Annotated in this window: 15 protein-coding genes and 5 pseudogenes; 14 read left to right on the top strand and 6 right to left on the bottom strand. The window is 58.5% G+C overall.

Going from position 1 to position 24,579, the window contains the following annotated elements; all coding sequences use genetic code 11:
- Nucleotides 1-41: 41 nt before the first annotated feature.
- From AC3FKH_RS31660 to AC3FKH_RS31630, 7 genes are all read left to right on the top strand, one after another.
- On the top strand, nucleotides 42-212 hold the full coding sequence (locus AC3FKH_RS31660; protein ID WP_488677774.1) for a hypothetical protein: 171 nt from the start codon (nucleotides 42-44) through the stop codon (nucleotides 210-212).
- A complete protein-coding gene (locus AC3FKH_RS31655) occupies nucleotides 202-1,908 on the top strand; it encodes an ATP-dependent helicase (protein WP_224000013.1) in 1,707 nt (568 codons plus the stop codon). The genes AC3FKH_RS31660 and AC3FKH_RS31655 overlap by 11 nt, the downstream gene beginning before the upstream one ends.
- Nucleotides 1,909-2,664: 756 nt before the next feature.
- Nucleotides 2,665-3,675, top strand: a complete 1,011-nt coding sequence (locus AC3FKH_RS31650; RefSeq protein ID WP_224000015.1) for a helix-turn-helix domain-containing protein — start codon at nucleotides 2,665-2,667, stop codon at nucleotides 3,673-3,675.
- Nucleotides 3,676-5,555: 1,880 nt separating this feature from the next.
- The gene (trfA, locus tag AC3FKH_RS31645) at nucleotides 5,556-6,440 is read left to right on the top strand and encodes a plasmid replication initiator TrfA (protein WP_224000017.1); all 885 of its coding nucleotides are present in this window, start codon (nucleotides 5,556-5,558) and stop codon (nucleotides 6,438-6,440) included.
- A gap of 368 nt (nucleotides 6,441-6,808) precedes the next feature.
- Entirely contained in the window at nucleotides 6,809-7,201 is a 393-nt protein-coding gene (locus tag AC3FKH_RS31640; protein ID WP_488677772.1) for a hypothetical protein, read from the top strand.
- A gap of 985 nt (nucleotides 7,202-8,186) precedes the next feature.
- Complete coding sequence (locus AC3FKH_RS31635) at nucleotides 8,187-8,897, top strand: AAA family ATPase (protein WP_224000019.1); 711 nt, start codon at nucleotides 8,187-8,189, stop codon at nucleotides 8,895-8,897.
- On the top strand, nucleotides 8,897-9,979 hold the full coding sequence (locus tag AC3FKH_RS31630) for a ParB/RepB/Spo0J family partition protein (RefSeq protein WP_488677771.1): 1,083 nt from the start codon (nucleotides 8,897-8,899) through the stop codon (nucleotides 9,977-9,979). The genes AC3FKH_RS31635 and AC3FKH_RS31630 overlap by 1 nt, the downstream gene beginning before the upstream one ends.
- 719 nt (nucleotides 9,980-10,698) lie before the next feature.
- Here the strand turns inward: AC3FKH_RS31630 and AC3FKH_RS31625 are convergent.
- Nucleotides 10,699-11,544, bottom strand: a pseudogene (locus tag AC3FKH_RS31625) (ISKra4-like element ISBusp5 family transposase); the annotation flags it as partial.
- Nucleotides 11,545-11,767: 223 nt separating this feature from the next.
- On the opposite strand from AC3FKH_RS31625, the gene AC3FKH_RS31620 reads away from it, so the two are divergent.
- From AC3FKH_RS31620 to AC3FKH_RS31610, 3 genes are read left to right on the top strand one after another with little or no spacing between them, the layout of a single operon-like run.
- Nucleotides 11,768-13,375 carry a transposase gene (locus AC3FKH_RS31620; RefSeq protein ID WP_488677770.1) on the top strand — a complete coding sequence of 536 codons (1,608 nt, stop codon included), beginning with the start codon at nucleotides 11,768-11,770 and terminating at the stop codon, nucleotides 13,373-13,375.
- Between the two features lie 7 nt (nucleotides 13,376-13,382).
- Nucleotides 13,383-14,249, top strand: coding sequence for a TniB family NTP-binding protein (locus AC3FKH_RS31615; RefSeq protein WP_488677769.1), 867 nt, complete (start codon nucleotides 13,383-13,385; stop codon nucleotides 14,247-14,249).
- Complete coding sequence (locus AC3FKH_RS31610; protein ID WP_488677767.1) at nucleotides 14,209-14,745, top strand: TniQ family protein; 537 nt, start codon at nucleotides 14,209-14,211, stop codon at nucleotides 14,743-14,745. Before AC3FKH_RS31615 ends, AC3FKH_RS31610 begins: the two co-directional genes overlap by 41 nt.
- 4 nt (nucleotides 14,746-14,749) lie before the next feature.
- On the opposite strand, the gene AC3FKH_RS31605 is transcribed toward AC3FKH_RS31610, so the two are convergent.
- From AC3FKH_RS31605 to AC3FKH_RS31595, 3 genes and pseudogenes are all read right to left on the bottom strand, one after another.
- Complete coding sequence (locus tag AC3FKH_RS31605; RefSeq protein WP_488677765.1) at nucleotides 14,750-15,109, bottom strand: SDR family NAD(P)-dependent oxidoreductase; 360 nt, start codon at nucleotides 15,107-15,109, stop codon at nucleotides 14,750-14,752.
- A 166-nt stretch (nucleotides 15,110-15,275) separates the two neighbouring features.
- Nucleotides 15,276-15,917, bottom strand: a pseudogene (locus AC3FKH_RS31600) (tyrosine-type recombinase/integrase); the annotation flags it as partial.
- A gap of 79 nt (nucleotides 15,918-15,996) precedes the next feature.
- Nucleotides 15,997-16,581 (bottom strand): annotated as a pseudogene (locus AC3FKH_RS31595) (thiolase family protein); the annotation flags it as partial.
- A gap of 746 nt (nucleotides 16,582-17,327) precedes the next feature.
- Between AC3FKH_RS31595 and AC3FKH_RS31590 the strand changes: the two are divergent.
- The 3 genes and pseudogenes from AC3FKH_RS31590 to AC3FKH_RS31580 all read left to right on the top strand — a co-directional run.
- Entirely contained in the window at nucleotides 17,328-18,308 is a 981-nt protein-coding gene (locus AC3FKH_RS31590) for a Bug family tripartite tricarboxylate transporter substrate binding protein (RefSeq protein ID WP_488677763.1), read from the top strand.
- A gap of 184 nt (nucleotides 18,309-18,492) precedes the next feature.
- Nucleotides 18,493-20,803 (top strand): annotated as a pseudogene (locus AC3FKH_RS31585) (molybdopterin guanine dinucleotide-containing S/N-oxide reductase).
- A 47-nt stretch (nucleotides 20,804-20,850) separates the two neighbouring features.
- A pseudogene (locus tag AC3FKH_RS31580) lies at nucleotides 20,851-21,048 on the top strand (transposase); the annotation flags it as partial.
- A gap of 777 nt (nucleotides 21,049-21,825) precedes the next feature.
- Here the strand turns inward: AC3FKH_RS31580 and AC3FKH_RS31575 are convergent.
- Nucleotides 21,826-23,199, bottom strand: coding sequence for an NAD-dependent succinate-semialdehyde dehydrogenase (locus AC3FKH_RS31575; protein WP_488677935.1), 1,374 nt, complete (start codon nucleotides 23,197-23,199; stop codon nucleotides 21,826-21,828).
- Between the two features lie 266 nt (nucleotides 23,200-23,465).
- Nucleotides 23,466-23,966, bottom strand: a complete 501-nt coding sequence (locus tag AC3FKH_RS31570; RefSeq protein ID WP_488677762.1) for a 6,7-dimethyl-8-ribityllumazine synthase — start codon at nucleotides 23,964-23,966, stop codon at nucleotides 23,466-23,468.
- A 212-nt stretch (nucleotides 23,967-24,178) separates the two neighbouring features.
- On the opposite strand from AC3FKH_RS31570, the gene AC3FKH_RS31565 reads away from it, so the two are divergent.
- Nucleotides 24,179-24,565, top strand: coding sequence for a nuclear transport factor 2 family protein (locus AC3FKH_RS31565; RefSeq protein ID WP_488677760.1), 387 nt, complete (start codon nucleotides 24,179-24,181; stop codon nucleotides 24,563-24,565).
- Nucleotides 24,566-24,579 lie beyond the last annotated feature (14 nt).

Genomic DNA, 24,579 nt, shown 5'->3' with positions numbered 1-24,579 from the left:
TCAATACCTATTGTTCCAACATGAGCCTTGTGAACGCTACCGTGGAATTCCAGACCGATCTCGCCTCCTTCGGGGAGGGCGTGGTCATTGCCCACGATGAAGAGGCCGGCACGCTCGTAATTCGCGACGACGAGGGAATCCACTGGCGCGGTGCCGAGGATCATATCGTGGTGATCCTCTCTCCCAACGAACAGGTGGCTCATGCTGGATGAACTGAATCCGGCGCAGCGCGAAGTGGTGGAACTGCGGCGGCATTGCGTCGCGGTGGCCTGCCCGGGCGCGGGGAAGACCAAGACCATCGCCACCAAAGCGGCAATGCTCCTCGGCGAGCCCGGCGCAACGGTTGGTGCGGTGACGTTCAGCAAGGATGCGGCGTTGGAGCTGCGCGAACGTATCCTGGCGCTGTCCGGCCCAGGCGCCAAGAAGCGGCTGCTTGCGGGTACCTTCCACTCGCTTGCGTACAAGCAGTTGGGTGGAGGGAGCGAGAGCGCACCAGACATTGCGACCGATGGCGACCGCACAGGCTTGCTCATCCAGGTCCTCTCCGACGCGGGACTGGATTGGAAGGTGGAGGACGCCATTGCCGCCATCGAGGCAATCAAGACCAATTTCGGCCAGGTACAGGCTGATACCCCTGAGGCGCTGTTGTACCAAAGCTACCAGGATGCGCTGGAACGAAATGGGAAGATCGACTTCCAGGACATGCTGCGTCTTGCGGTCGACGGCATGCAGCGCGGGACCATCGCGCCCTATCCGCTGACCTATCTGCTGGTCGACGAGTTTCAGGACACGGATCCTCTGCAGTATCAGTGGATTGCGTTGCACGCCCAGGCCGGGTCGATCGTGACCGTGGTCGGGGACGACGACCAGAGCATCTACGGCTTTCGCTCGGCGCTGGGCTTCCGCGGCATGGAATCGTTCATTCGACAGTTCGAAGCTCAGCCGGTGGTGTTGGGAAACAATTACCGCTGCCACGCGGAAATCCTTGGCGCGGCCGACAGGATCATCCGAAACAACCGCGACCGGATTCCCAAGGAGTTGGTCGCGCACAAGGGGCCAGGAGGCGAGGTGTTGTTCCAGCGGTACCCGGATGAATATGCCGAAGCCGTGGCGGCCATGGAATACCTCGGGCCGGCGCTGCGCGAAGGTCAGTCCACCGCGATACTCGCCCGGACGAACCGGATTCTCGATCCCGTAGAAGCCGTCTGCCGATCCCACGGCATCAAGTACTACCGTGCGTCCGGCAAGTCGATTCTGAGCCGGCCCGAGGCAGCGCTGATGTGCAACCTCCTGGAACTGGTGCAGAAGACCAAGACGGCCGGGGTCGACGCCCTACTCTCCTTTGCCGGGATCGGCACGCAAGAGCTCAAGCTCATCCACCGGAAGGGCCGCGCAAGTACGGACCAAAGGCAGAAGAAGGAGTTGCTCGAGATGGGCCTGTCAGAGAATTCCGCTGACCGGTACCGCGAGCTGATGAAGCGGCTCGCGGAATGGCGATCTCTCTGTGACCGGCAGTTCTACTCGCTGGTGCTCGAAGGGGTGCGAGAGTGGATGCTGAAACACACCGATGTGGATCAGGCCAAGCGCGCCATTACCACGACCTACGACGTTCTCACGCGGCTCAACGGACCATTCTCGGAGCGGCTGGATTTCTTACACCGCGACAACAACGAACCCGCACCGGACGCGCTCATTCTCACCACCATGCACAGTTCCAAGGGACTTGAATGGGATCGGGTATGGATCATCCGGGCCGAAGAAACGGTGGTGCCGGATGAAAAAAGCACCGAGTCTGAAGAGCGGCGGCTGTTCTATGTAGCGGTGACACGCGCTCGCGCACAGTTGCGGATCAGCACGGCAAAGAAGAATCCGACTTCACGCTTCGTCCTTGAGGCGCGGCTGGAATGATGCTCAAACTATCTGACCAGCGATGGTCTCCAGATTGTGGTAACGCCGCGAATGTGGCGCAGGCCTTCAGTCACGCAGCACTCGAATCGGCGTTTCACTAGCGACCTGATGACCTTTCAGACGATCGCGCAAACGCTGTGACTTCCTGCATGGTGGACTTCCGTCATTTCACGCCGCACGCTGTTCTATCGACGGCACACAACGACTTGGTCGGGGCTGACTGCTAACGGCGTGAACATGTGCCCCAGGATCTCACTTCAGATTTTCGCTCGTGCCCCTCGAATCGGGTTGCCCGTGAGCATCGCCCCAGAACGCCGCTCGTATTCGCGGTCATCAATCCACTGCGCTTATGCCGACGTCCTAGCAATCTTTGGAGGCAAGTCTTGATCCCATAAGTAGCTCTGAAAAAACAAAAGCCTGGAGTTGGCGCTCCAGGCTCTTGCTTGAAAAGAAGGCGTGTAAGCGAAGACTTAGCTTCAACAACCCTCTCGACCAGCGACGGCTCGAGTGTATGGAGCTCTCTCGTCGCTGTCAACGCTCGTTCCCACATGTTTGATTTGAGCGAAGATGTATTCAGGCTTCGAAGGGCACTCGTTCGCCCGAAAACAGTCGTCATGCGGCAGTGCGCCGCATTCTCTGGCCGCGTGCGACACAAATACTAGGCGACCCAAAGCTGCGAGGTGTGACGCCGACCGGCTACCCGAACGTATCCTTAGAGCGATTGCATTGGCTTATGAGTCCGAAGAGTTTCGGGCATTGCACATCACGACCCGGCAGGTACTGGCCACGCTAATACGCTTTGCACTGAACAAGTCGGACCCCACGGCACTCGCCTTCTTGAAGAAGGCGACGATTGCAGGGCACCTTGCGATCAGCGAGGCCACCGTCTATCGGGCGCTTGGCGCGCTTGAGCGGGCCGGCTTGATTGAGCGTGAACGTCAACAACGCACAAGAGCAAACCTCCGTGTGGTTGGGCGAATAGCGTTCACCGGAAGGTTGCTCCAACACATCGGGATGGCGAGTCAGCAATTTAGCGCCGCGATGCACCACGAGATTGCCCCAGTGGAGTCGGGGCTCTCCTCTGCATCTCTCGCACGAGTGAGCGGCGTAAACAACCCCAAGCAGTCTTCTACGAAGAAACATCCCGGGACGGGATCCTTTGTGCGAATCAACAATCAGGCAGTGCCATTCGATCTGGCGCCGCTCGTGCAAGATCAAGAGCTCAAAGCATCTGGACTGTTTCTACTCATGCGGCTTGCTCGGAACGGTGGCCACCGGCTCTCTGACATCGTGTCGGTGGCCGGCCATGCTCTGAGGCCACTCCGTGGGCGAGAGCTGTTCGCATACCTTAAGTCGCTGCTCGAAAGGCCCATCGACTTTGGTCATGTCGCCCGAGTGCAGAAGGCTCGAGAGGAAGAGGAGCGAGCGGCCACGGCTAGAGCGGCTCTGGAGCAGCAGCAGGTCGCTCAACTCGTGGAGAGGTACCGCGGCAAGCGGGTGTCAGCGCCGGGCGGGCGGATTTACGAGGTCGACTCGGCATCCATTGTGATCACCGAGACCAACGGACTTCGAAGTTCTTTGGGGCACGCTCGGGCGCACGCATGGCTCATTGAGATGGACAGGGTTGCAGCCAAGCTCTCCCCTGTCCGTGCCCAGCCGATGCCCGAGGCTCCCCGGCCATCCTCGGCGAAGGCGCGCGCGGCTATCGAACATCTCCGCCAGCTGGTACTCCGCAGACCAGTGCCTCAATTCGTTTGGAGCGCGTGATCGCCGGTACCCAGTTACGCGCTCCAACGCACCTGGATGCGCCCCGGCGCGCTTGAATGCAATGGTGGCAAGTGCGAGTCTGGCCTGGGTTGGGGGGGCCCTGCTCGGCCCCCCCGAGAGCGCTTCTGTCCCGTGCACGCGCGGCCCGACTATCAGTCGCATATCGCAGAGGACGGGGAATCCTTATGTTCGCTTTCCACCTGCCGCGCAGAAAGTATTTGCTGGCAACCAGCCCTTTCCGGGGTCGAACACTAATAGCATCGCCAGGGCCAATCACTATTAGCGGTTCGCCTACGTTAGAGGTCGATCACTAAGGTTGAGGCATCTCTATCGGGGTCAATCACTAAGGTGGGAGGCGCGCCTGTCGGGTTCGATCACTATGGCCGATAGGCGCCCTACCGGGTCGATCACTAAGGCGGGAGGCGAGCCAATCGGGCTCGATCACTATGGCGGGAGGCGAGCCAATCGGGCTCGATCACTATGGCGGGAGGCGAGCCAATCGGGCTCGATCACTATGGCGGGAGATGCCCCCATCAGGGTCAGTCATTAACCCTTGAGGCAGCCCATCAGGGTCAATCACTAGTAGTCGCCCGCCCCGTATTGCTTAATGGCGAACTCATTGGCAGGGTGGATCAGTATGACAGCGACTATCGCCCATCAGCAGAACCTGTAATCGCGAGAGCAAACCGTCTGCACATGTGCATATTGCAGCACTATGGCTTAGAGCCTCGGTCTGGGCTGCTGACACCAACGCTAGATGCGGGGTCAATCACTAAGGGTATCCACAGGCCGGAGCCAGCTTAAAGCACGGCGGCAAAGCGCCCATCAGGGTCGAAAACTAGTACCGATTCCCCCTATTCAGGGTCAATCACTAACCCTTACAGACTTCTAGTGGTCTTTTAAGCACTGTCGCAGTGGCACTTCCATTATCCCTGGAAGCCTGGGTATGCGAGTACTCACACCACTCATAGTGAATGACCCTGAATCAGGGGCGATCACTATGCCCTTTGCGAAGTCAAAGGCGATAGACGAGCGGGGTCAATAAGCTAAACCAGTGGACCCGTCGCCCAGGTGGTTGAAACTTACCGCTGGAGCGGGGTCAATCACTAGGTCTGCCAAGATGACAATCGGCCCGGAGCCGCTCTGCAACCGGACTCAGGGCCTTGTCGAACGGCCATCCACAGCCAGCGGCAGGGTCAATCACTAGCCCTCGCTCACCGCCAATCGACTTGAGGTTGTCATCGTAACGTTATGATTTTTAAATGGAAGTTTTGGATATGGCCGGATTGGATGCGATCCACCACCGTCATCGGTTCCGACCCAACAGCCGGGTCGATCACTAAGTCATGGCCCGAGTTATCCACACTTTATGAATATGGGCCGGTGTAACCGGCACCTCAATCGCCCGGAAAGCTATGCCGGGCTTAGTTTTCGGCCCGGCGCCGCTCGTGAACCCGGGAGCCTAGTGTTCGACCCCGCGTCCCCTTAGCGATCGGCCCCGGTCCCATTAGGTATCGGGCCCGAACACTATTAGTCGACGGGGCCTGTCACTATTAGTCTCAGCGTCAGAAAAAATCTTGTAACAAGTTGATTTTAATACGTTTTTTCTGTCCTTAGTCTTTTCTTAGTCTTTCCTTTAGTCAATACGAACCCGAACCAACGGATCCACGTGCCTCCTACCCATGTTTCCCATGGCCTACCTTCGGTAGGCTGACCCCGCGTCGTTGTCGTAAACCGACGCAAAAAACCGCTCGTATGCAAAAATCGGGGTCAATCACTAGGCATTCGGGGTCGATCACTAATAGATCAAGGCGCAGGTGCCTTGACGGACTCACCACGCCAACCATAATTGCCAGCAGCGTAAACATCCCGACACAAACATGGCCGGCACACCAACCACAAAGAAGGATCCGCTCGCAGCGATGCGCAGTGATGCCGGCACGCTCGACTTCGACCGGGTGCATCTAGTCCACCAGGAACAGCTTCCAATGTGGCCGGAGGATGATCGGGCCTTTCCGAACAGTATGGCGCGCTCAGCCATCTTCGCTGCAGTAACTGGCCCTCACCCACGAGAGTTCTACAAGCAACCCAAGGTTCTCGCTTCGCTGAGCAACTACGTTGTCACCTACCAAGGTGCTGAGTTACGCCAGGACGACCTGACGGTCTTTTCCACACTGCTCCACCTTGCGCGCCAGACGAAACTCGGCCATCCCGTACGCTTCACCGCCTACAGCATGCTCAAAGAGCTCGGCTGGTCGATCAACTCCGACGAATACGCGCACCTGCGAGAATGCTGTGAACGGCTGCAATTCACCTCCTTGAAGATCACCACGAACAAGGGCGCAGGCGGCTACGCCGGTTCCCTGATTGCAGAGTTTCACTGGAAAGACGATTCCGGCAACAAGTTAGACGAGTGGTACGTCGTTCTGGCGCCTACGATCGCGGCCATGTTCGGCCCCGAGACCTACACCCTCCAGTCATGGTCGGTACGTAAGAAAATCGGCGGTCGCTCGCCTCTCGCACAGTGGCTGCACTTCTTCCTCGGCTCGCATGACGAGCCGATACCCATTTCGGTTGGCAAGTATCACGAACTGAGCGGCAGCAAATCCAAGAACCTGGACGACTTCCGCCGCCGTCTCAAGGCAGCACTGCAGAAACTTATCGACGTGGGTTTCCTCAAGAGCTTCCGAATTGCTGAAGACCTGGTGCATGTAGAAAAGGATCCGAAGTACCGGTCAAAAGGCGGGCGACTGAAACTAGCTTGAAGCGTCGACTTCCCGAGGAACCTTTCCCGCTACGACAGCCTCTTCAGCGAGCAACGTCCAGCACCCGGATCGATGAGAATCGCTCCAGCCGGTTGGACCGCTTCCTTGTCTGGTGGCTTTCCTTGGAATCTAGGATCCGATCTTTCGTGCACTAACTAAATTGAGAAGGTTCGACGAGCCAGGTGATATCAGCCAAGCTCCGACGGCTCAAGCCCTACTTCGGTCGGAAGTCGTCCTCACGGGGACTGTGCTACCGCTCGAGAAAGTCAGTTTCATTAAAGAGGTCGGCCAATGACGCGACCCATGGCTCCAGTACTCCGCCCAAAATAGAATTCCATGCTTACGCTGGTGCAGACGTCGATACCCGGATGACTCCTCGCTTCGATAAGCTTCCTAAGTTTGGTCGATTCAAGTTAGCAGAACCGCGGGCACTTGCTTTCGCTCGCCACGTCGAATCAGAGCATCGCCGTTTTCGAATAGCCTTCAAGTACCACTTCAGTTTGTGTCTTCGCCAATCATCATTCTTCGCAAATAAAATTATTAATATTAAAAATGTTTTGGCGCAGATCGCCGAGACGATCACGGCTCCTCCCCAATTGATCTGTCGCGACCTCGCAGCAGCCACTTTCAAGCTTGAAAGTCCTTCTGACCGTCTGCCAGCGCACAACGAAGCGGGCTCTGGCATCGGCATTCAACGGAAGCGAGCGCCGCTTTCAAGTGTGAAAGCTCGCACTCTCGGTGTTCCCGCCGCCCGGCAGTAAACCTTCATGCCTGAAAGGCTTCACAGGGGTCCCCTTCCAGAATCCAGCTTTCATGCATGAAAGCCCAAACGCCGTAAGGTTTCCGACCGCACACAGGCCTGCACTTTCACGTATGAAAGTCGGTTGATGCCGAATCTCTCGGGGCAACCTGACTTTCACACGTGAAAGTTGTCCTCGCAATGTTGTACCAGATGCGCTGGCTGAGACTCGCCGCTGATGATCGCTAGCAGGCGGCTGCTTTCAAGCGCGAAAGTGGAGTTTGCAGATGTGGATCATGTCAGGGCGAGTTGTCCCAACTTTCACGCTTGAAAGTCGACCTACCTAACGAGGTGCGACGGCCAGCCGGTTGAATTTTCACGCGTGAAAGTTGGTTGCTGGAGATGCCGTGCAATGGTGTCACTTTCAAGCGTGAAAGTCGTTCGCATGATCTTCGGCCACAGACGAGCTGCAGTCGAAGATCAGCACATTCAAGCTGGAAAGTTGTCTCTAGCGGCGAGTGATTTCATGGGTGAAAACGAGCGTGGGAACCCTGGTGCCTCCTTATCGGGCGGCTGCGGCTTTCAAGCTTGAAAGCTTGAAGACCCGCTCCGATGCGGGGCAAAGAAGAATGACGCTTTGATTCCCTGTTTGGTCAGTTCTTAGGTGTGAGACCCAGAGGCACACAACACGTGGCCAACGTGCGCCTTTCACGCTTGAAAGTTGACGGACCGCAAGACGAAGCGCTTGGCGTTTGAAGGGAGGCGGGGTTCCAGATCTACACGTGCAACCCAAGTTCTCCTTGGAGATCGATTTGCGATCGCATGGAGGCTTTCAAGCATGAAAGTGTCTATCGCTCACATTACAACTGCGCCTGTGGTTACGGTGCAACGCGAGTAGGTTGTTTTCTTTGCTTTCATGCTTGAAAGCGCCTAATACGACCTGATGCCGACTACAGTAATGGATGGGTTCATATTTTCATAATTTTCAATATCTTTTGGGGAAATATATGTCCGCGAAGGTTGTTACGGTCTTCAATCAAAAGGGCGGCTGTGGGAAGACGATGGTCTCCATGCAGCTCGCGGCCAGCTTTGCGTTGCGCGGTCTCCGCACCTTGCTGATCGATATGGACAAGCAGGGCACCAGTACAATTTGGGCAGGGCAGGGCAGCGTTGACACGCCCTTTCCTGCTACCGTCATCAGCCTCGCCCCGCTCAGGGACAAGCTAATTGGAGAGGTTGCAAAGCATGCCGAGAACTATGACGTTGTCGTTATCGACTGTCCGCCGGCAATCGAGTCATCCATCCCGTGGGCAGCGCTCAATATCTCGGACCTGGCGTTGATTCCAGTTATTCCCTTGATGGACAACGTCTGGGCGAGCCGGGAAGCGAAGGAACTTGCGCGTCGTGCGCGCGAAGAGAACCCGGAGCTCCAGACCTATTGCATCCCCTCGATGTCCCGCCGTGGGAATGTTTTCAAAGCCTGCACGGAGATTCTTGCGGAAGACAAGGACATCCCGTTGCTGGACACGGGCCTTCAACAGCGAAACGCCTACGGCGAGTCCCAGATGTATGGTCTTAGTGTTCATGGACTGTCCGGATCTTCCGCTGCGACGAAGGAAGTCGAAGAACTCGCGAAGGTCGTGCTGTCTAAACTTGGCATCAACACGGCGAAGAAGCCGGCCAAGGCCAAGCCGGTTAAGCAGAAGGAGGCGGCATAATGGCTAAGAGTCGACTGGAACAAATGAGGGAGCAAGCAAACAAGGCCCTCAATGCGGCGCCGCCCCCTGACCGGTTTGCCCGGGCGCAAGCGCTGATGGAACGTCAGCCAACAGGTTTTTCCGAAAAGCAGCCCGAACCGGCAAATGTTAGCCAGCCTACTGCCGAAATTCTTCGCGGAGATTTCACCCACGAAGGCCCCCCAAGCATGCACCTGAAGCCGAGCCGGGCCGAGGGTGCTTCGTCAGGAGCCGCCCAGCTTGCCAATGAGCCGTTCTACGAGGAGACGGACGTTGGGCTGATCGACGAGAATCCGTTTAACGCCCGACGTCTATATCGTCCGGAGCGCGTGCATGAGCTCGCCGGGAGCATGCGGGCGGACGGCCAACTTGTTCCTGGTATCGCGACCATCCGCGATGGCCGCCGCGTCCTTGCCGGAGGCCACTACCGCTTCAAGGCACTAAAGGTGGCGGGCATTTCCCGCATGAAGCTGCTGATCCACCCGAGCCTGACGGACCAGCAGCTGTATCAGCTCTCCTACAAGGAAAATGCTGAGCGCGAAGCCCAGTCACCACTGGACAATGCACTTGCCTGGCGCGCGCTCATTGACGAGGGCATTTATCCGAATGAATCCGCTATCGCGGAGGTCACAGGCATGTCCCTGCCAAACGTCAACAAGACGCTGGCCATCCTAAAGCTCTCGGAGAGCGTTCTCGACACGGTGAAGGAACGGCCCGAGCCGTTCGCACTATCCACGCTGTACCAGCTGACCTTACTCGAACGCGCGGCTGGCGCGGCAGTAGCGGGAGTCATGGCAATCAAAGTGCGTGACGAGGTCGCCGTATGTCGGGATGTGGAGGAGGCGAGGGCTCGATACGAGAACAAGACTGTTCGCAAGCAAAAGGAGACTTCCCGTCAGCACCGCTTGGTGGGTTCCGATGGCTCGCCGCTCGGTGTTCTAAAGGACTGGGACTCCGGAAAGGTTTCATTCGAGATTACCTTGCCGGATGCTGCTCAGCGTCAGGCGCTCGTCGAAGAACTCAAGGCGAGGTTCGCGCCGCCAGCCGCTTCAGACGGCGCATAAGAAGCTAGTACTCGCCATGCCAGAAGGGGCGAACAGCAAATCGAAACGTGGGCCGCCACGGATCTGCGCTAAGTGCTTGAATTGCAACAAAAAGATCTTGGCGCAGTTTGACGCCGGTGAAAAATGGGCACCCAAATGTAATGTAAATTATTTTTGGCGGCTCAGAGTGAGGAGCGCTCATACATCTGGGCGTCGCGCTTGCTTCATGAGCTACTCTGATTGATAGCACGCAATAGTTGGAAGATGCCCAAGGTAGGAGCGCTCGGGAAAATTGTGTATGGCATAGTCACTGCTGACCAATTGCCTAGCGTGCCGGGGCCGACGGGGGGCGCGTGTCGCGCTCGGACCGCGGAGCCGGATACTGGTCATCGCCGGTCGCGATTGGCTGGCGGGGCGGAGGCGGTGTCGCCGCGGTATTTCGCGGGACCCCCTCGCAGCCTCCGAGGGCTAGCACCAACCCGATAAGAATCGTGGGACCAACCGACGCGGCGGCCAAGGCGTGGCAAGTGCGAAGCGCTTGGCGGCAGGGCATGGCGAGGCTCCTGGAATGTACTGTCTAAAGTTTAGGCCAGCCGTCTGGCGACGACGCCGGTGAGTTTGAGAAGACCGTACAGGGTAGTCGACTCGCTCGCGGCAGGATTCTCGATTGGTTCCACATCGCCATGCAGTTCAACGCAGCGCAGCGTTCCGTCTTCGGCAGCAAGTGTTGAGGGAAGCCGTTAAAAAGCCCGGGACGGTGTTTGCCAGGGCCAAGACACACGTCGTCGCCCAATCCACGGGACGTGCCGCTGAGCGAAATCCTGAAACTCCTCATTCAAGAGGGCAACCCGCACTTGCGCGACACTATGCGCTCCCGCAGGCGTCCACCGCATATGTTGCCCTTTGCACATGCGGCAACCAATGATTCGATTGATAGATGATTCGACAAAGCCGGTTGAGATTCGTAGGCCAACGCGCTGCCGGGTTCGATAGTCGATCAATGAATCAAGGTTACTGTTGAGATAGCAAACGAGATTAAGAAGCTTGTTGCGGGCTTGCTCGGCTTTGCAGCTCCATTTCGGTTCAATCTCCTTACGCAACTCAAGCAGACGAAACAAGGTTTCAGCGCGTTTCTGCCAACGTACCGACTGACCGGTCCAGACGTCACTGCGGAAGCGGACAAAAGTCTCCCAAAGCTCGAACTCTGATCCATCGGGTGTAAGGCGCCCATAGGCCAGAGGCGAGATAGCTTGATCGACGTGCCGCATCATTCGGCCAATATGAGCCCAGTCGAGTACCCATTCGGTATCGAACGGAAGGTTGTCAGCAACCCCGGCAAGATCGCGGGCGCCGTCAGTCACGACACAGATTTCATGAGGATCGTCGTATCCGCTGTCCTCCAAAAAATTGGTCATTTCTTCGTGCAGTCGTTTGATGCGCGGCATGGCGGACGCCCAGACCCGGGGTTGTTTGCCGCTCTGGCCTAATGCCGCAACGACGACGGCTATCGACGAAGAGCTTTTGTATGCTTCTGCGCGATTGTCCTTGCCGGCGCCCTTGTGATTGTTTCGTGCTCGCTTAACGTAGCTGTTGAGGAACGAGGTCCGTCCGAGCCATGCAAACCATGCGTAAGAGCAAGCACATCGCTGCAGGTTGCCAAAGCCCTTTGATTCGTAAGCGAAATTCGTCCTAAAGTACGCTGCACGGCAGTTACCAAAAAGCAACGTCAGCGCGTGGATGTTCAACATCCTTGAGAATGCGCCGAAATGACCCTAATGTAGGACGAGGAAAAATCCTCCGGGGCCTTCCATGAAAAAGGAGCCCGAAAATCGCGAACTGGCAGCGGCGCAAATCTTCCGCCCGCTTGGCCAGGCGCCCCTCACTCGCAAGCAGGCAGTTCTTGCAGGAAAGCTATTACGCTTGCACCCTTCTTCAGTGTACCGGTTGCGCCGACGTTTTCTAGAAGACCCGGTGACAGAGTCATTGCTGCCGTCCCCGTCTGGTCCACGTCGAGGGCAATACATGCTCTCGGATGAAGTCGAGGCAATCATTCAGGACGTCCTATCTGATTGGCTTCCGCGGCAGAAGCATCTGGCTCATCCCCATAATGAGATTTGCCGAGAGGTTCGCCTGCGGTGCGCCGCCGCAGGCGCAACACCGCCTTCCCGGCCTACGATATCCCGTCGGTGGGCCGACCACCGTGACAAAGAAAGCATGAAGCTTTCGGGCGCAGCGCCGGGCCACTTTGCGGCACGGCACCCTTTGGACATTGTGCAGATCGACCACACACTTGCCGACATCCTGCTGGTCGATGAGGTGTTTCGCCGCACGATCGGCAGACCATGGCTTACTTTGGCAATCGACGTCGCCACGCGGTCGGTCGTGGCAATCTACGTCGGTTTCGACCGCCCCAACGCGGCGACTGTCGCGCTGCTTCTTACGCGGATGGTCCTACCTAAGGCGCCCTGGTTGGCGAGCCGGGACATCACGGTAGACTGGCCGATGCATGGCGTGCCGAAGGCATTGCACCTCGACAACGCTGCCGAGTTCAAAAGTAAGGCACTGCGAGCGGGATGCAATCAGTACGGAATCGAGCTGATGTATCGCCCGCCTGGCCGACCGTACTTCGGGGGCCATATAGAGAGACTGAACCGTACCATCATGGAAAAGGTACATAGTCTGCCAGGCTCGACCGGGTCGTCGACGAAAGGACGAAAAGCTCGCAAGCCAGAGGCGGAGGCCGCATTAACCCTCCCAGAGTTCGAGCAATGGTTGATGTATGAAATCGGACAGACCTACCATCACAGTGCCCATCGAGGCCTTGGCGGCGCGACACCATACTCCGCGTGGTTGACGTTGTCTGAAGCATCGAAGCCCCGGCTACTCCCCGACTCGGCTGCCGAAGAACTTCGCTTCCTCATTCAGTTCCTGCCGATGAGCCGGCGCACCATCCAGGCTGACGGCTTGTCGCTGTTCTATTTGCACTATTGGCATCCGATCTTCACCGCCTGGCGGGCGGCCAATCGTCGCGTCGTGGTGCGATACCATCCAGAGGACCTATCGAGAATCTTCGTCAGTGCTGATGGCAAGGAATACATCGAGGCGAGCTTTGCCGACTTGCGTCGTGGCCGAATCTCCCTGTGGGAACAAAAGGCAGCACTCAAGCATCTCCGGTCGCAGGGGGAATCCCACGTCACGGAGTCTGCGATATTCAACGCAATAGCTGCGCAACGCCGCATCATAGAAGGGGCAACAACGAAGCGGCGGTCTGCAGACAGACGCGGAAGGGCAGGGGATTCACCTTTTCCGGCAAGGGGGAGAGCCAGTCAGCAGACGAAATCCCCCGATGCGTCATCGCCACCGCCGGATGTCGACTACAGCAAGCCGGCGCCAATTTATCATGTAGAGCAACTGTGAATTGGCAATGGGTGCTTCCTTGACACACCTTCTGCCGGATGTCCGGTCTTTAGCGAGGAGCGACGACAATGTTCGCATTCTCGCCTTGGCCCGCGATCGATGGATCGACTATCCCCGCGCAACTCAGGCGTTCGAGCTCCTGGACCGGTTGGTGAAGATCCCTCCGCGGCAGCGTATGCCGTGCGTTCTGCTGTATGGTGAATCGAACATCGGAAAGACCCAGGTCATCGCGAAATTCGAACGGCGCCATCCTCCGGAATACGACGAAGTAGCAGGCGTGGAGCGCCGAAAGGTTGTGTCTATGCAGATGCCACCCACGCCCGACCAGAACCGCTTCTACACATCGCTCCTGTTCGAGCTTGGAGCGCCGTTCAACGCATCAGCGAGGCTAACCGTGCTCGAGAATCTGAGTCGCGAGGTGCTACGGAAAGTTTCACCTCGCATGCTGGTGGTAGATGAAGTTCATCACCTCTTGTCGGGAAGTTATCGCGAGCAGCGCGCCTCACTGAACCTGCTCAAGTTCCTCGCCAACGATCTCCAGATGACGATTGTCCTTGTGGGGACGCACGATGCTGAGATCGCACTGCAAACCGATGCCCAAATGAGCAGTCGCTTTGCGCGCTTCGAGATGCCTCGATGGCAGGAATCGGAAGCCTTCCGGGGACTTCTGGGGGCATTCGAACGCATTCTTCCTTTGCGACGGCCGTCGAACCTGTCGAGGCGAGAAGTTGTCGCGGCGATTTTGGCGGCGAGCGGAGGTCTGACCGGTGAGGTCTCGCGGCTTTTGAATGCTGCCACCGAGCTGGCGATTCGCGATGGAAGGGAGATGATCGATGTCTCTCACATCGAACACGCCCGGAACAGCGTGCTTTAACCAGACGAGGCCGTGGCCAGTGGCCCCACGTCCCTTTGATGGGGAGGCGTTTGGGAGCTGGCTTGGACGACTCGCTGGCAAGTATTCCATGACGGTCGAGCAGCTTTGGATGCACGCCGATCTCGGTCCGATGCCAGCTTTAACACGGTGGAAATGGCTTCTGTTTCCGCCAGTGCCGCTCGAGAGCTTGGAGCGTCTCTCACAGCTAACCCACGTAAGAGTGGATCGCCTGACAGCCATGCAGACTCCAATCGGTTGGGTCTATGAACGACGTCACTTACAGTATTGCTATCCTTGTTTGATCCTGAATCCTGCCGACGTCTGTTCGCCATTCTGGAAACGCGAGTGGCTCGATCCGACCTTTTCAACGTGCGTGCAACATCCCGGCAAGCTCGAATCGACGACCTGGTACTGGCACTACCTTAAGCTCGACAACTTTAATCAGCTGCTTCGACGAGTCTACGCAACGCCCCACCGGGATATTGGTTGGCACTGAAAAGCTACAGTCGCATCAATGATGGGCGGAAAAAGCCACGCTCGCATGAAAGATTTGCGCGGCTCGCACGAAAGACTTTCTTCAACACCAAAATGTCGATGCCACCAAGTCCTGCCATTGTTTCTTCCACCGCGCGTGCGGCCTCGGCGATACTGGTCAGATCGGCGGATACCGGGACCACGTTCTTGGCAAATTCGCCGTGGCCTTCGGCCAGCTTGGCGCAGGCCTTCGCCAAGTTTTCGGCGCTGCGCGAAACGATGGCCACGCGCGCGCCCTCACGCAGAAAGCCGGCCGCGCAAGCGAGGCCGATGCCGCGGCTGCCACCGGTGATGAGCACCCGTTGATTGCGGAGTTCGAGATCCATGATGGTGTGTCTTGGCTGGTGGGGAGCGCGGGCGTCGTTCGATAAATGGCGAATCCCCATGTGTGGTGGGCCGGTTGCAACGCCGGTGACAGGGGGCATCATAGCGCGCGTGTTGGTGCCCACCACAGTTTCACGATGGTGAAATAACCCGTCGACCAGCTAATTTTTAGTGCCCCAAGCCGATCCGATGCCGCTCCTGCGTGGCTTCATGCCGCGCATCCTCTTCGCTGTGCAGGTAGCCGCTCGTCGTCGACAGCGAGCTGTGCCCGAAGTTGTCGCGCACAAAGCGCAGGTCGACCTGCTGGTCGGTCATGTGCGAGCCGGCGGTGTGCCGCAGCCAGTGCGCCGAGGCGCTGGCCAGCACCGCGGCCTGCGCTTCCCACTCGGGCCCGCGCGCCCGCAGGCGTTCCGCGGCCATGCCGAATACCTCTTTCAGGATCAGGTGCAGCGCCCCGCGTGACAGGGCCTTGTCGCGGCCCGTCTCGCGGCCGATGACCGGCAGCACCAGCGGGCGTGTCTCCCCGGGCTGCGGCGTCGCCGGCAGTCCGTTGGCGCGGCGGTAGCGCGCCAGTTCGGCGATCAGCTCGTCGGTGGCCGGTACCAGCCGGGTCTGGTTGCCTTTGCCGGTCACCTCCAGCCACCAGCGCTCGATGCCCTGGGCATCGCGCCGGCAGAAGAAAGCGCCCATGGTAGTGGCTGTCAATTCGGACGCACGCAAGCCACCCAGATAGAGCACGGTCAGTACCCACCGGCAGCGCGCCGCATGGAGGCGCTCGCGCTCGGTGACGGTTGGCATCGCCTCGACGGTCGTAGAGCTGGCCCCCGGCAACTCTTCTGACAAGAGCGGCAACGCTTGGCCGAGCTCAAGTCATGCTTCTCGGGGGCCTTCAGAAGATTTCAAAGAGGCCTGCCGCACCCATGCCACCGGCGATGCACATAGTCACGACGCCCCATTTGGCCTTGCGCCGGCGGCCCTCCAGCAGGATGTGCCCCGCCAGCCGGGCACCCGTCATGCCAAATGGGTGTCCGAGCGAAATGGCGCCACCGTTAACGTTCAGGCGCTCTGTCGGAATGCCGAGCTTCCGCTGGCAGTAGACGGCTTGGGAGGCGAAGGCCTCGTTAAGCTCCCAAAGGTCAATGTCCTCGACCTTGAGGCAAAAACGTTCCAACAGCTTTGGTACCGCGAAGACCGGGCCGATGCCCATCTCGTCGGGCTCACAGCCGGCCACGGCCAGCCCACGGAAGGCACCGAGCGCCTGCAGGCCCAGGCGTTCGGCTTCCTTCGCCTCCATCAGCACGCAAGCGCTGGCACCATCGGAAAGCTGCGAAGCATTACCGGCGGTGACGAATTTTCCCGTTCCCTTCACTGGTGCCAGCTTGGCCAGCGACTCGTACGTGGTGCCGGGACGGTTGCAGGTGTCATGGTCGACCGTCACCTCACGCAGGCTGACCTGACCGCTCTCCTTGTCGGTCTGAGGGGCCTGCCAATCAGCAGTAGCATCGCGGAGTCTGCGGTGAACCAAGTCGTGAGCCATCGCATGGCTAAGAAGCGACAGATGCGCTGGACGGACCAAGGAGCGCATTGCCTGGTGCAGGTCAGGGTCGCGGTTTTGAACCGAGAACTCTCACCCAACCGCATCTCGGCGCTCGAGCTTGCTGCCTCGCGTCACAGCCAATCCATTGGGCCAGCATCGTCGAACTGGCATCGCCCCCTGAACAGAATTAACCGTGACGCCCTCACCGCAAGGCAGGGTGCCTGACGAATTTCGCCTCCCCAACATTTGCACGCTCTCGTTCACGTCCTCCAACCGCTTCAGCCTCCAATGTCCTTCATCGAAAGGCGGCGAGGCGACAATTATCCTGACACGGAGGAGAAAGTAGTCAGAAGTGGTGCGTTATGCACGCGATTGGGGCGCGGCCATCCGTTAGCAGCGTAACGCTGTTTTGTTTGACAAGGTGGAAACGTACACATACTCTTGTCATACGTACAACAAATTGTCACAGGGGGCGTAAAAATGGGGTGGACCTCAAGGGGGCGGCATTCGTTTCAAGAACTCCCAACGCAAGAACGTCGTTTCAGCAGTCAAAGCCCTCGATATGAATGGCGACCTCACATCAATAAGACGATCTTTGAGTTCTGCGTCTGGCGTGATAGCGCTTGAGCGCTACTCGATACTTTCCCCAACCATTAAATGGCATAAGCCTTAAGGAGCCCACTATGAAACGACGTTCCCTTCTCCAGATTGCCTGCGCTGTAGCTGTGTGCAGCGCGGCCACCGCCTTGGCGCAGCCCGGCACTCGACCTTACCCGACAAGACCTATCCGTTGGATCGTGCCATTTGCCGCTGGAGGCGGTATGGACGTAATTGTGCGATTGCTCGCGAAGGAGTTGGAACCGGAACTCGGACAATCCATTGTTGTCGACAACAGGCCCGGTGCATCGACCATTGTGGGAGCCAAGGCCCTCATGGCCTCGCCACCGGACGGCTACACGTGGATGGCGGCCAACATGGACACCCTCGCCGCTAATCCCTATCTCTATAAGAACCTTCCATATGATGTAAACAAGGACTTTGAGTTCGCCGGACTCTACGTGCGTTATCCGATGATCCTTGTCTCAAACAAGAATTTCGGGCCGGAAGGTGCTGTGGCCCTACTTAGCAGTCTGCGCACAGCGAAGGAACTTAACTACGCCAGCTTTGGCGTGGGGACCATGTCACACCTCGGTATGGAGTTACTGTCTAAGCAGCTCGGCGTCTCAATGACACACGTCGCATACAAGGGATCAGCGCCTGCGCTACAGGGTCTCCTGTCGGGCGAGGTTTCGCTCATGCTGATGGATTTAACGACAGCTCTGCCCCAGGTCAAAGCAGGCTATATCAAGGCGTACGCTATGACAACGAAGGAGCGGAGCCCGATGTTGCCGGATCTGCCCACTCTACAGGAGGCAGGTGTCAAAGGTTTCGATCTCTATACCTGGGCAGGGGTCATCTTGCCGAAAGGCGTCGAACCGAGCATCCTCGGCCGCATTGCCACAGCCCTGCAGAAAGCCACAAACAAGCCAGAGTTCAAAAAACAGGTGCTGGAGCGCGGCGCTGAGCCATTAAGCGGTTCGCCTGTTCGTTTCAAGACCCTTGTCGACCAAGATGCCGCGCGACTTCGCCGCGTCATTGACGACAACAAGATCGTGCTTGATTGACCCTGCGCCAAGCAACCTGCCAGCGCGTTGCAAAGTGTGCCTTCCATCATGATCGAGCGCAAAGTGCGGACAAGCTGGCACCCGAAAAACGCGCAATTTCATCACGCGGACGATGTGAATTGAGGCTCCCCGAGATTCCGCCTTCCAGTAGGTCGTTCATCGATTCATTTACAGCACTTAGTTAATGGCCCAATCCGCACCTTCCATTCGCGACTCCGGATCCAAGCCGCACAGCGCCCACTGGGGCGTCTTCTTTGCCCGCTGGGCGGACGGCCAACTGATGGTGCAGCCGCACCCAGGCGATCCGGACCCCAATCTTTTGATCGGCAATTTTACCAATGCGCTGCGCCATCAGGTGCGCGTGACCACGCCGATGGTGCGGCGTGGTTGGCTAAAGGACGGTCCGGGCCCCGACGATCGGCGCGGAAACGATCCCTTCGTACCGATGGCATGGGACGAAGTGCTGGACCGGATCGCATCCGAACTGCAGCGCGTGACGGCGGCGCATGGGTCGGAGGCGGTACTTGGTGGCTCCTACGGCTGGTCGAGTGCGGGTCGATTCCATCACGCCCAAAGCCAGGTGCACCGATTCCTCAATATGGCTATCGGCGGCTACGTGCGCTCCGTCAACAGCTACAGCGCCGGTGCATCGGCCGTGATCCTGCCTCACATCCTCTGCAGTATGGAGGACGTAGCGCGGCGCAACGTGACGTGGGAGCAGATTGTCGAACACAGCGACGTGGTCCTGGCGTTTGGCGGTATGGCGCTGAAAAACTCGCAAGTGGCGAGCGGCGGGATCAGCCAGCACATCGAGCGGGATTCGATGCGCCGGGCCGCGAGGCGAGGCTGCCGCTTTGTATGCGTCAGTCCGCTGCGCACCGACATGCCCGCCGAGGCGCAGGCGGAGTGGCTTCCGGTCCGGCCCGGAACCGATACCGCACTGATGCTCGGACTGGTCTATGAACTGGTGCGGCGAGACCTGCACGATCAGCCGTTCCTTGCTCGCTTCTGCGAAGGCTGGGAAACGTTCGAGGCCTACCTGATGGGACACTGCGACGGCGCGCCAAAGACGGCGGCTTGGGCGGCAGACATCTGTGGCCTGTCCGAACAGGTCATCGTCGAGTTGGCGATTTCGTTGGCCGGCAAGCGCGTGCTGGTCGTGGTGGCTCATTCGCTGCAGCGCGCCGAATACGGCGAGCAGCCGGTCTGGATGGGTGCCGTGCTGGCCGCGGTACTCGGCCAGATTGGCGTACCAGGCGGTGGCTACAACTACGCGCTGGGGGCACTACGGCAAGCGGATGAACGCGGTGCCGGTGGCAGCATTGTCACAGGGTACCAATAGCGTCAAAGACCTCATTCCGGTCGCGCGCATCGCCGACATGCTGCTACATCCGGGCGAGCCGTTCGACTATAACGGTCAGCGTCGCAGCTATCCACATATCCGGCTGGCCTACTGGGCCGGCGGCAATCCGTTCCACCACCATCAGGACCTATACCGACTGCGTCAGGCGTTCCGGAGGCTCGACACCTTCATCGTTCACGAGATCGGCTGGACTGCCACCGCGCGACATGCCGATATTGTGCTGCCTTGCACAATGACGATGGAACGGGAAGATATCGGCGCCGCGCTAACCGACCCGTTGATGGTTGCCATGCACCGCATCGCCGAGCCCTACGGCTTGGCCCGCGACGACTACGATATTTTCACCGACCTCGCCGAGCGCCTCGGCAAACGAGAGGCATTCACCGAAGGCCGCACCAGCGTCGAGTGGCTGCGCCACCTTTACGAGCGCACGCGCAATGCCCTCGCCGAGAAAGCGCTAGAGGCGCCAGACTTTGACTGCTTCTGGGCGCGAGGTGAATTGACCTTGCCACAGCAAGCGGACGACGGCGGCATTCTGCGAGCGTTCCGCGATGACCCTGAGGGCCATCCGCTGCCCACGCCGAGCGGCAAGATCCAGATCAGTTCGTCCACGATCGGCGGATTCGGGTATGCCGACTGCCCGCAGCATCCAACGTGGCTGGCCCCGTCCGACGGCCCGAGCGCGGCACACCCGCTTACATTGATCTCGAGCCAGCCTGCCACGCGGTTGCACAGCCAGCTCGATTTCGGAGCACACAGCGTGAGCAGCAAGCGCAATGGCCGCGAGGTCTGCTGCCTCAATCCGGTCGATGCGGCCGCGCGTGGCATTGCAGAAGGGGACCTCGTGCGGCTATACAATGGGCGCGGTGCCTGCCTGGCGAGCGCGACATTGTCCGCTGACGTGATGCCTGGCATCGTTCAGTTGCCGACAGGGGCGTGGTTCGACCCAGCCACCGATGCCCAAAACCGCGAACTGTGCGCCCACGGCAATCCGAATGTGCTGACGCGCGACAAGGGCACGTCGTCACTGGCACAAGGCTGCACCGGACAACTGACTGCGGTGAACGTAGAGCGCTTTGACGAGACGCCGCCGCCAATGCGCGCATTCGACCCGCCTTCGAGTGACTCGTGAACCGCTCTATTAAACGCCTCGGTGCGAGCGAAAGCTTCCAACTGCCGATACACGTCCCGCGTGACCGACGGCATCTTCGATCCGAACCTGATTCCCAAGCACGCGCGGCGCTTCACCGGGTTCGATGACAAGATCATCACAAAGTATGCCCGGGACATGACGGTGGAGATCCAGACTTCCTCGCCGAGCGGTATCGCATTGAGGAGTTGCCGGAGTTCGTGAGTTCCGTGACCGATGCAGCGATGGGCACGCGCTGCGGGTCAAGATGAGCGAAGACGGCATAGACGGCGCGGTCCCAGGACGCTCACGACCGCGACTTTTGACCCCAGCCGCTCATGGTGGCTTTGCCACCCGCTCCTCCAAGCCGATGGCGATGGGCATAGCCCTAGCTCTAGTCGGCTTGCTGCGGCGACTAATATCCGATACACGGGGCCGATTCGGCTCTCCCACGTCAAATCGCCGATCCAGCACGTTCTCCTACAACCGGCAGAGCGGGCTTGCTTTCGGTCGTCGGCACGAACATACGCTTCCAGATCCCACGCATCCCGTTTCACGCATCAGCGTACGAGTCCGGCGACCAAGACGCACCCTTGTGCCAGCACTGCTATCCTGCACGCCGGCTGGCTCAGCCCACGTCGCTGGCGGCGAGCGTTGCTCTTGACATGTGTTTCCTACAGACCGATAAGCCTCCTGTTGCAAGGGGGCTACCACAAGGTAGCTGCAAAGAGGGCCAATGCTCCTTTTTAAGAAGGCATTTTCCTCGGGCGGCTGCCGATTCCAATTGCCAGAGATGCTGATGTTCCGCCACCGGCGGGTTACCGGGCAAAGCCCGCAGGCGCATTCCGCGTCGTAGTCCGTCACCCCGCGCCGAGCGGCCGACCCACCAAGCCCCATCAACCGGCAAACATCGCCGATCGATAGTTCTTGGTCTAGCCATCCTTAAACAACGGCACAAGGTCCTTGGACTATGCGACGTTGACGATCGGGCCTGAATAACGGCGATGAAGTGTACCGAAAACTGGTCACTTTCTATCGATCCAGACCGTTTGCGCATTCATGAACTCACGCACGCCGAAGTGCGAGAGTTCTCGGCCGTATCCACTCTTCTTGACGCCACCGATAGGTACCCTTGGATCTGATGCCGAGTAGCCGTTTACGAACACTCCGCCTGTTTCCATGCGCCGCGCAAACGCCTTGGCTCGCATCCGATCTGCGGTCCAAATGGCGCCGCTCAATCCGAACTCGCTTTCGTTGGCCAGGGAAATGGCATGTTCAGCGTCTTTCGCTACGGTGAGTGCAGCAACCGGACCAAATGTCTCCTGAGTGAAGGCAGTCATGCCGGGGCGTACCTCAAGGACTGTCGGTGCGAAAAAATGTCCCGGCCCGTCGAGTTTATGCCCTCCTGTGTGTAGTTTCGCTCCCTCGCTGAGCGATTGTCTGACTTGCATGTCAAGTTCCTCCCGCAGGTCTTCCCGAGCCATGGGACCTAGATAGGTGTCTTCTGCCTCGGGGTCGCCGATCTTTATTGCCGCCACAGCGGCATTGAACTGGCTGATAAAGGACTTTGCAATTGGCTCTTCAAGAATAATCCGCTTCGCTGCGATGCAGACTTGCCCTGCGTTTTGAAACCGGCTAGCAACCGCGGCTGCCACCGCAGCATCGATGTCGGCGTCGGCGAGGACAACGAATGGGTCCGATCCGCCGAGCTCTAGCACCGACTTCTTTAAGGCTGCACCCGCCAGTCCGGCAACTGCGCTCCCTGCTCGAACGCTTCCCGTAAGTGTCACGGCCGCTATTGCTGAATCCTGGATCGCACTACCGACCAGGTCGGGTGTGATGTTGATGACTGTAAATGCGCCACATGGCAGCCCAGCCTGCCGCCAGAGGCGCTCCAGAGCATAGGCGCAGCCCATTACGTTCGGTGCGTGTTTAAGGACATAGGTATTGCCACCAAGAAGGATAGGCACAGCTCCCCGCATGACCTGCCAAAACGGAAAGTTCCACGGCATTATCGCCAAGATCGGTCCAATCGGCAGATATGAGATGTAAGCTTGCTGGCCAATGGATGTTTCGTCGTCGTGCAAAAACTGCAGACCGTGTTCCGCATACCATTCGCAAAGCAATGCACACTTTTCGATCTCGGCACGAGCCTGCGAGATTGGTTTACCCATTTCCCGGCAAATAAGCAGAGAGAGGCTGCCTACCTCCGAACGTAAAGCCGATGCCATCCGGAGGAGAATAGCGACGCGCGCCTCCACCGTTGAAGCGGACCAGGACTGGTAGGCCGCTTGGGCGTCAGTCAGATGTTGCCGAAGCCGAGCGTCCGACTCATATGGATACTCGGCGATCGCTACTCCATTGGCTGGATTGCGGGAGATTGCTGCCAAACAATTCATGGTTATCACTCTGTTGCTTATAAATCGACTAACGGATAGTGCTGAATCCGTCGAAGATGGCTTTGTTGGGAAGCAGGGCACCTTGCGCGAGGATTTTGATGCTCCTTACTTGTTGTATCCCGCAAAGCCGCTTAAGTATAAAAAGTTCCCGCGGCTACGAATGAACCCGGTCGCCTTCCCAAATGGCGTCTAACTCTCTCGAGCACTGAGAGCGTTTCATCTACTCGCCGCATCGCAAGTATCGGCGGACATGAGAGCGGTTTTTGTCAAGACGGCGAGGTCGCGTGCTGCCACTGTGTCGTGAGAGTCTGGTGGCAGGCGTGGGCGGCCTCGTCGCCCTTGACCTTGAGATGAGCTATGAAGAACGACTCGTGTTCTTTCGTCGCCTGGAACTGATGCGGCGTCAGCACGGCCGAAAACACCGGAACCCCTGTATCAAGCTGCACGCGCATCAATCCGTCAATGACGGCGCTCGAAACGAAGTCATGACGATAGATGCCACCATCGACAACTAGCCCGGCTGCGACGATTGCGTCATAGCCGTGCGTTTCGATCAGCCGCTTAGCGGCGAGCGGAATTTCGAATACGCCCGGCACCTCAAAAAAGTCGAGTTGTGCACTTTTGTATCCGAGGGCCTGCATGCTAGAGCGAAACCCGTGCTTGCAGTTGTCGACTATCTCGCGGTGCCAGCAGGCCTGAATGAAGGCGATACGCCTGGGCCGAGGGAGGGCGGTTGATGGGTCAGTTGGGGCTGAAAACGTGTCCATGATTGTACGAAGGCAGTAAGGGTCTCATCAGAAGTGGTGGGTTATGCGCCCATTGGTAGCCGGGCGCTCCGTTGGCCTCGTAACGCTGTTTCGTTTGACAAGGACAGATCGTACACCTATGCTTGTTATACGTTCAACAAAACTTTTGCGCAAGCTGCTTTCCTCTTTTGGCTGATGTGCCTTGGCAGCAAGTGCGACAACGGAGAACTTTGATGGCTGTGCAACAAACAGTAACGGTGGAAATGCTGACCGCCTTTGCGGCGGCATGGAATGCTCACGACGCAGACACACTGATGCGCTTTATGACCGATGACTGCGTATTCGACGCCTCAGCGGGCCCCTATCCGTTCGGACAACGCTTTCAAGGGCGCAACGACGTTCGACATGCCTATGAAGCTATCTGGCGAACATTCCCCGATGCGCAATGGAACAACGCGAAGCACTTCGTCAATGGCGACCGAGGAGTGTCGTTTTGGACCTTCACTGGGACCAAGAAGGACGGAACGCGAGTTGAAGCAAATGGCTGCGATCTATTCCAATTTGAAGGAGGCCGAATTCGTGTCAAGGACTCCTATCGGAAGAACGTCGTTTCAGCATAAGTCGAAGCCCTCGA

Source organism: Cupriavidus sp. 21MJTG02-4, from assembly GCF_057798975.1.
Note: the sequence above shows the minus strand (reverse complement) of the source record. Positions and strands in the feature narration are given on the sequence as shown.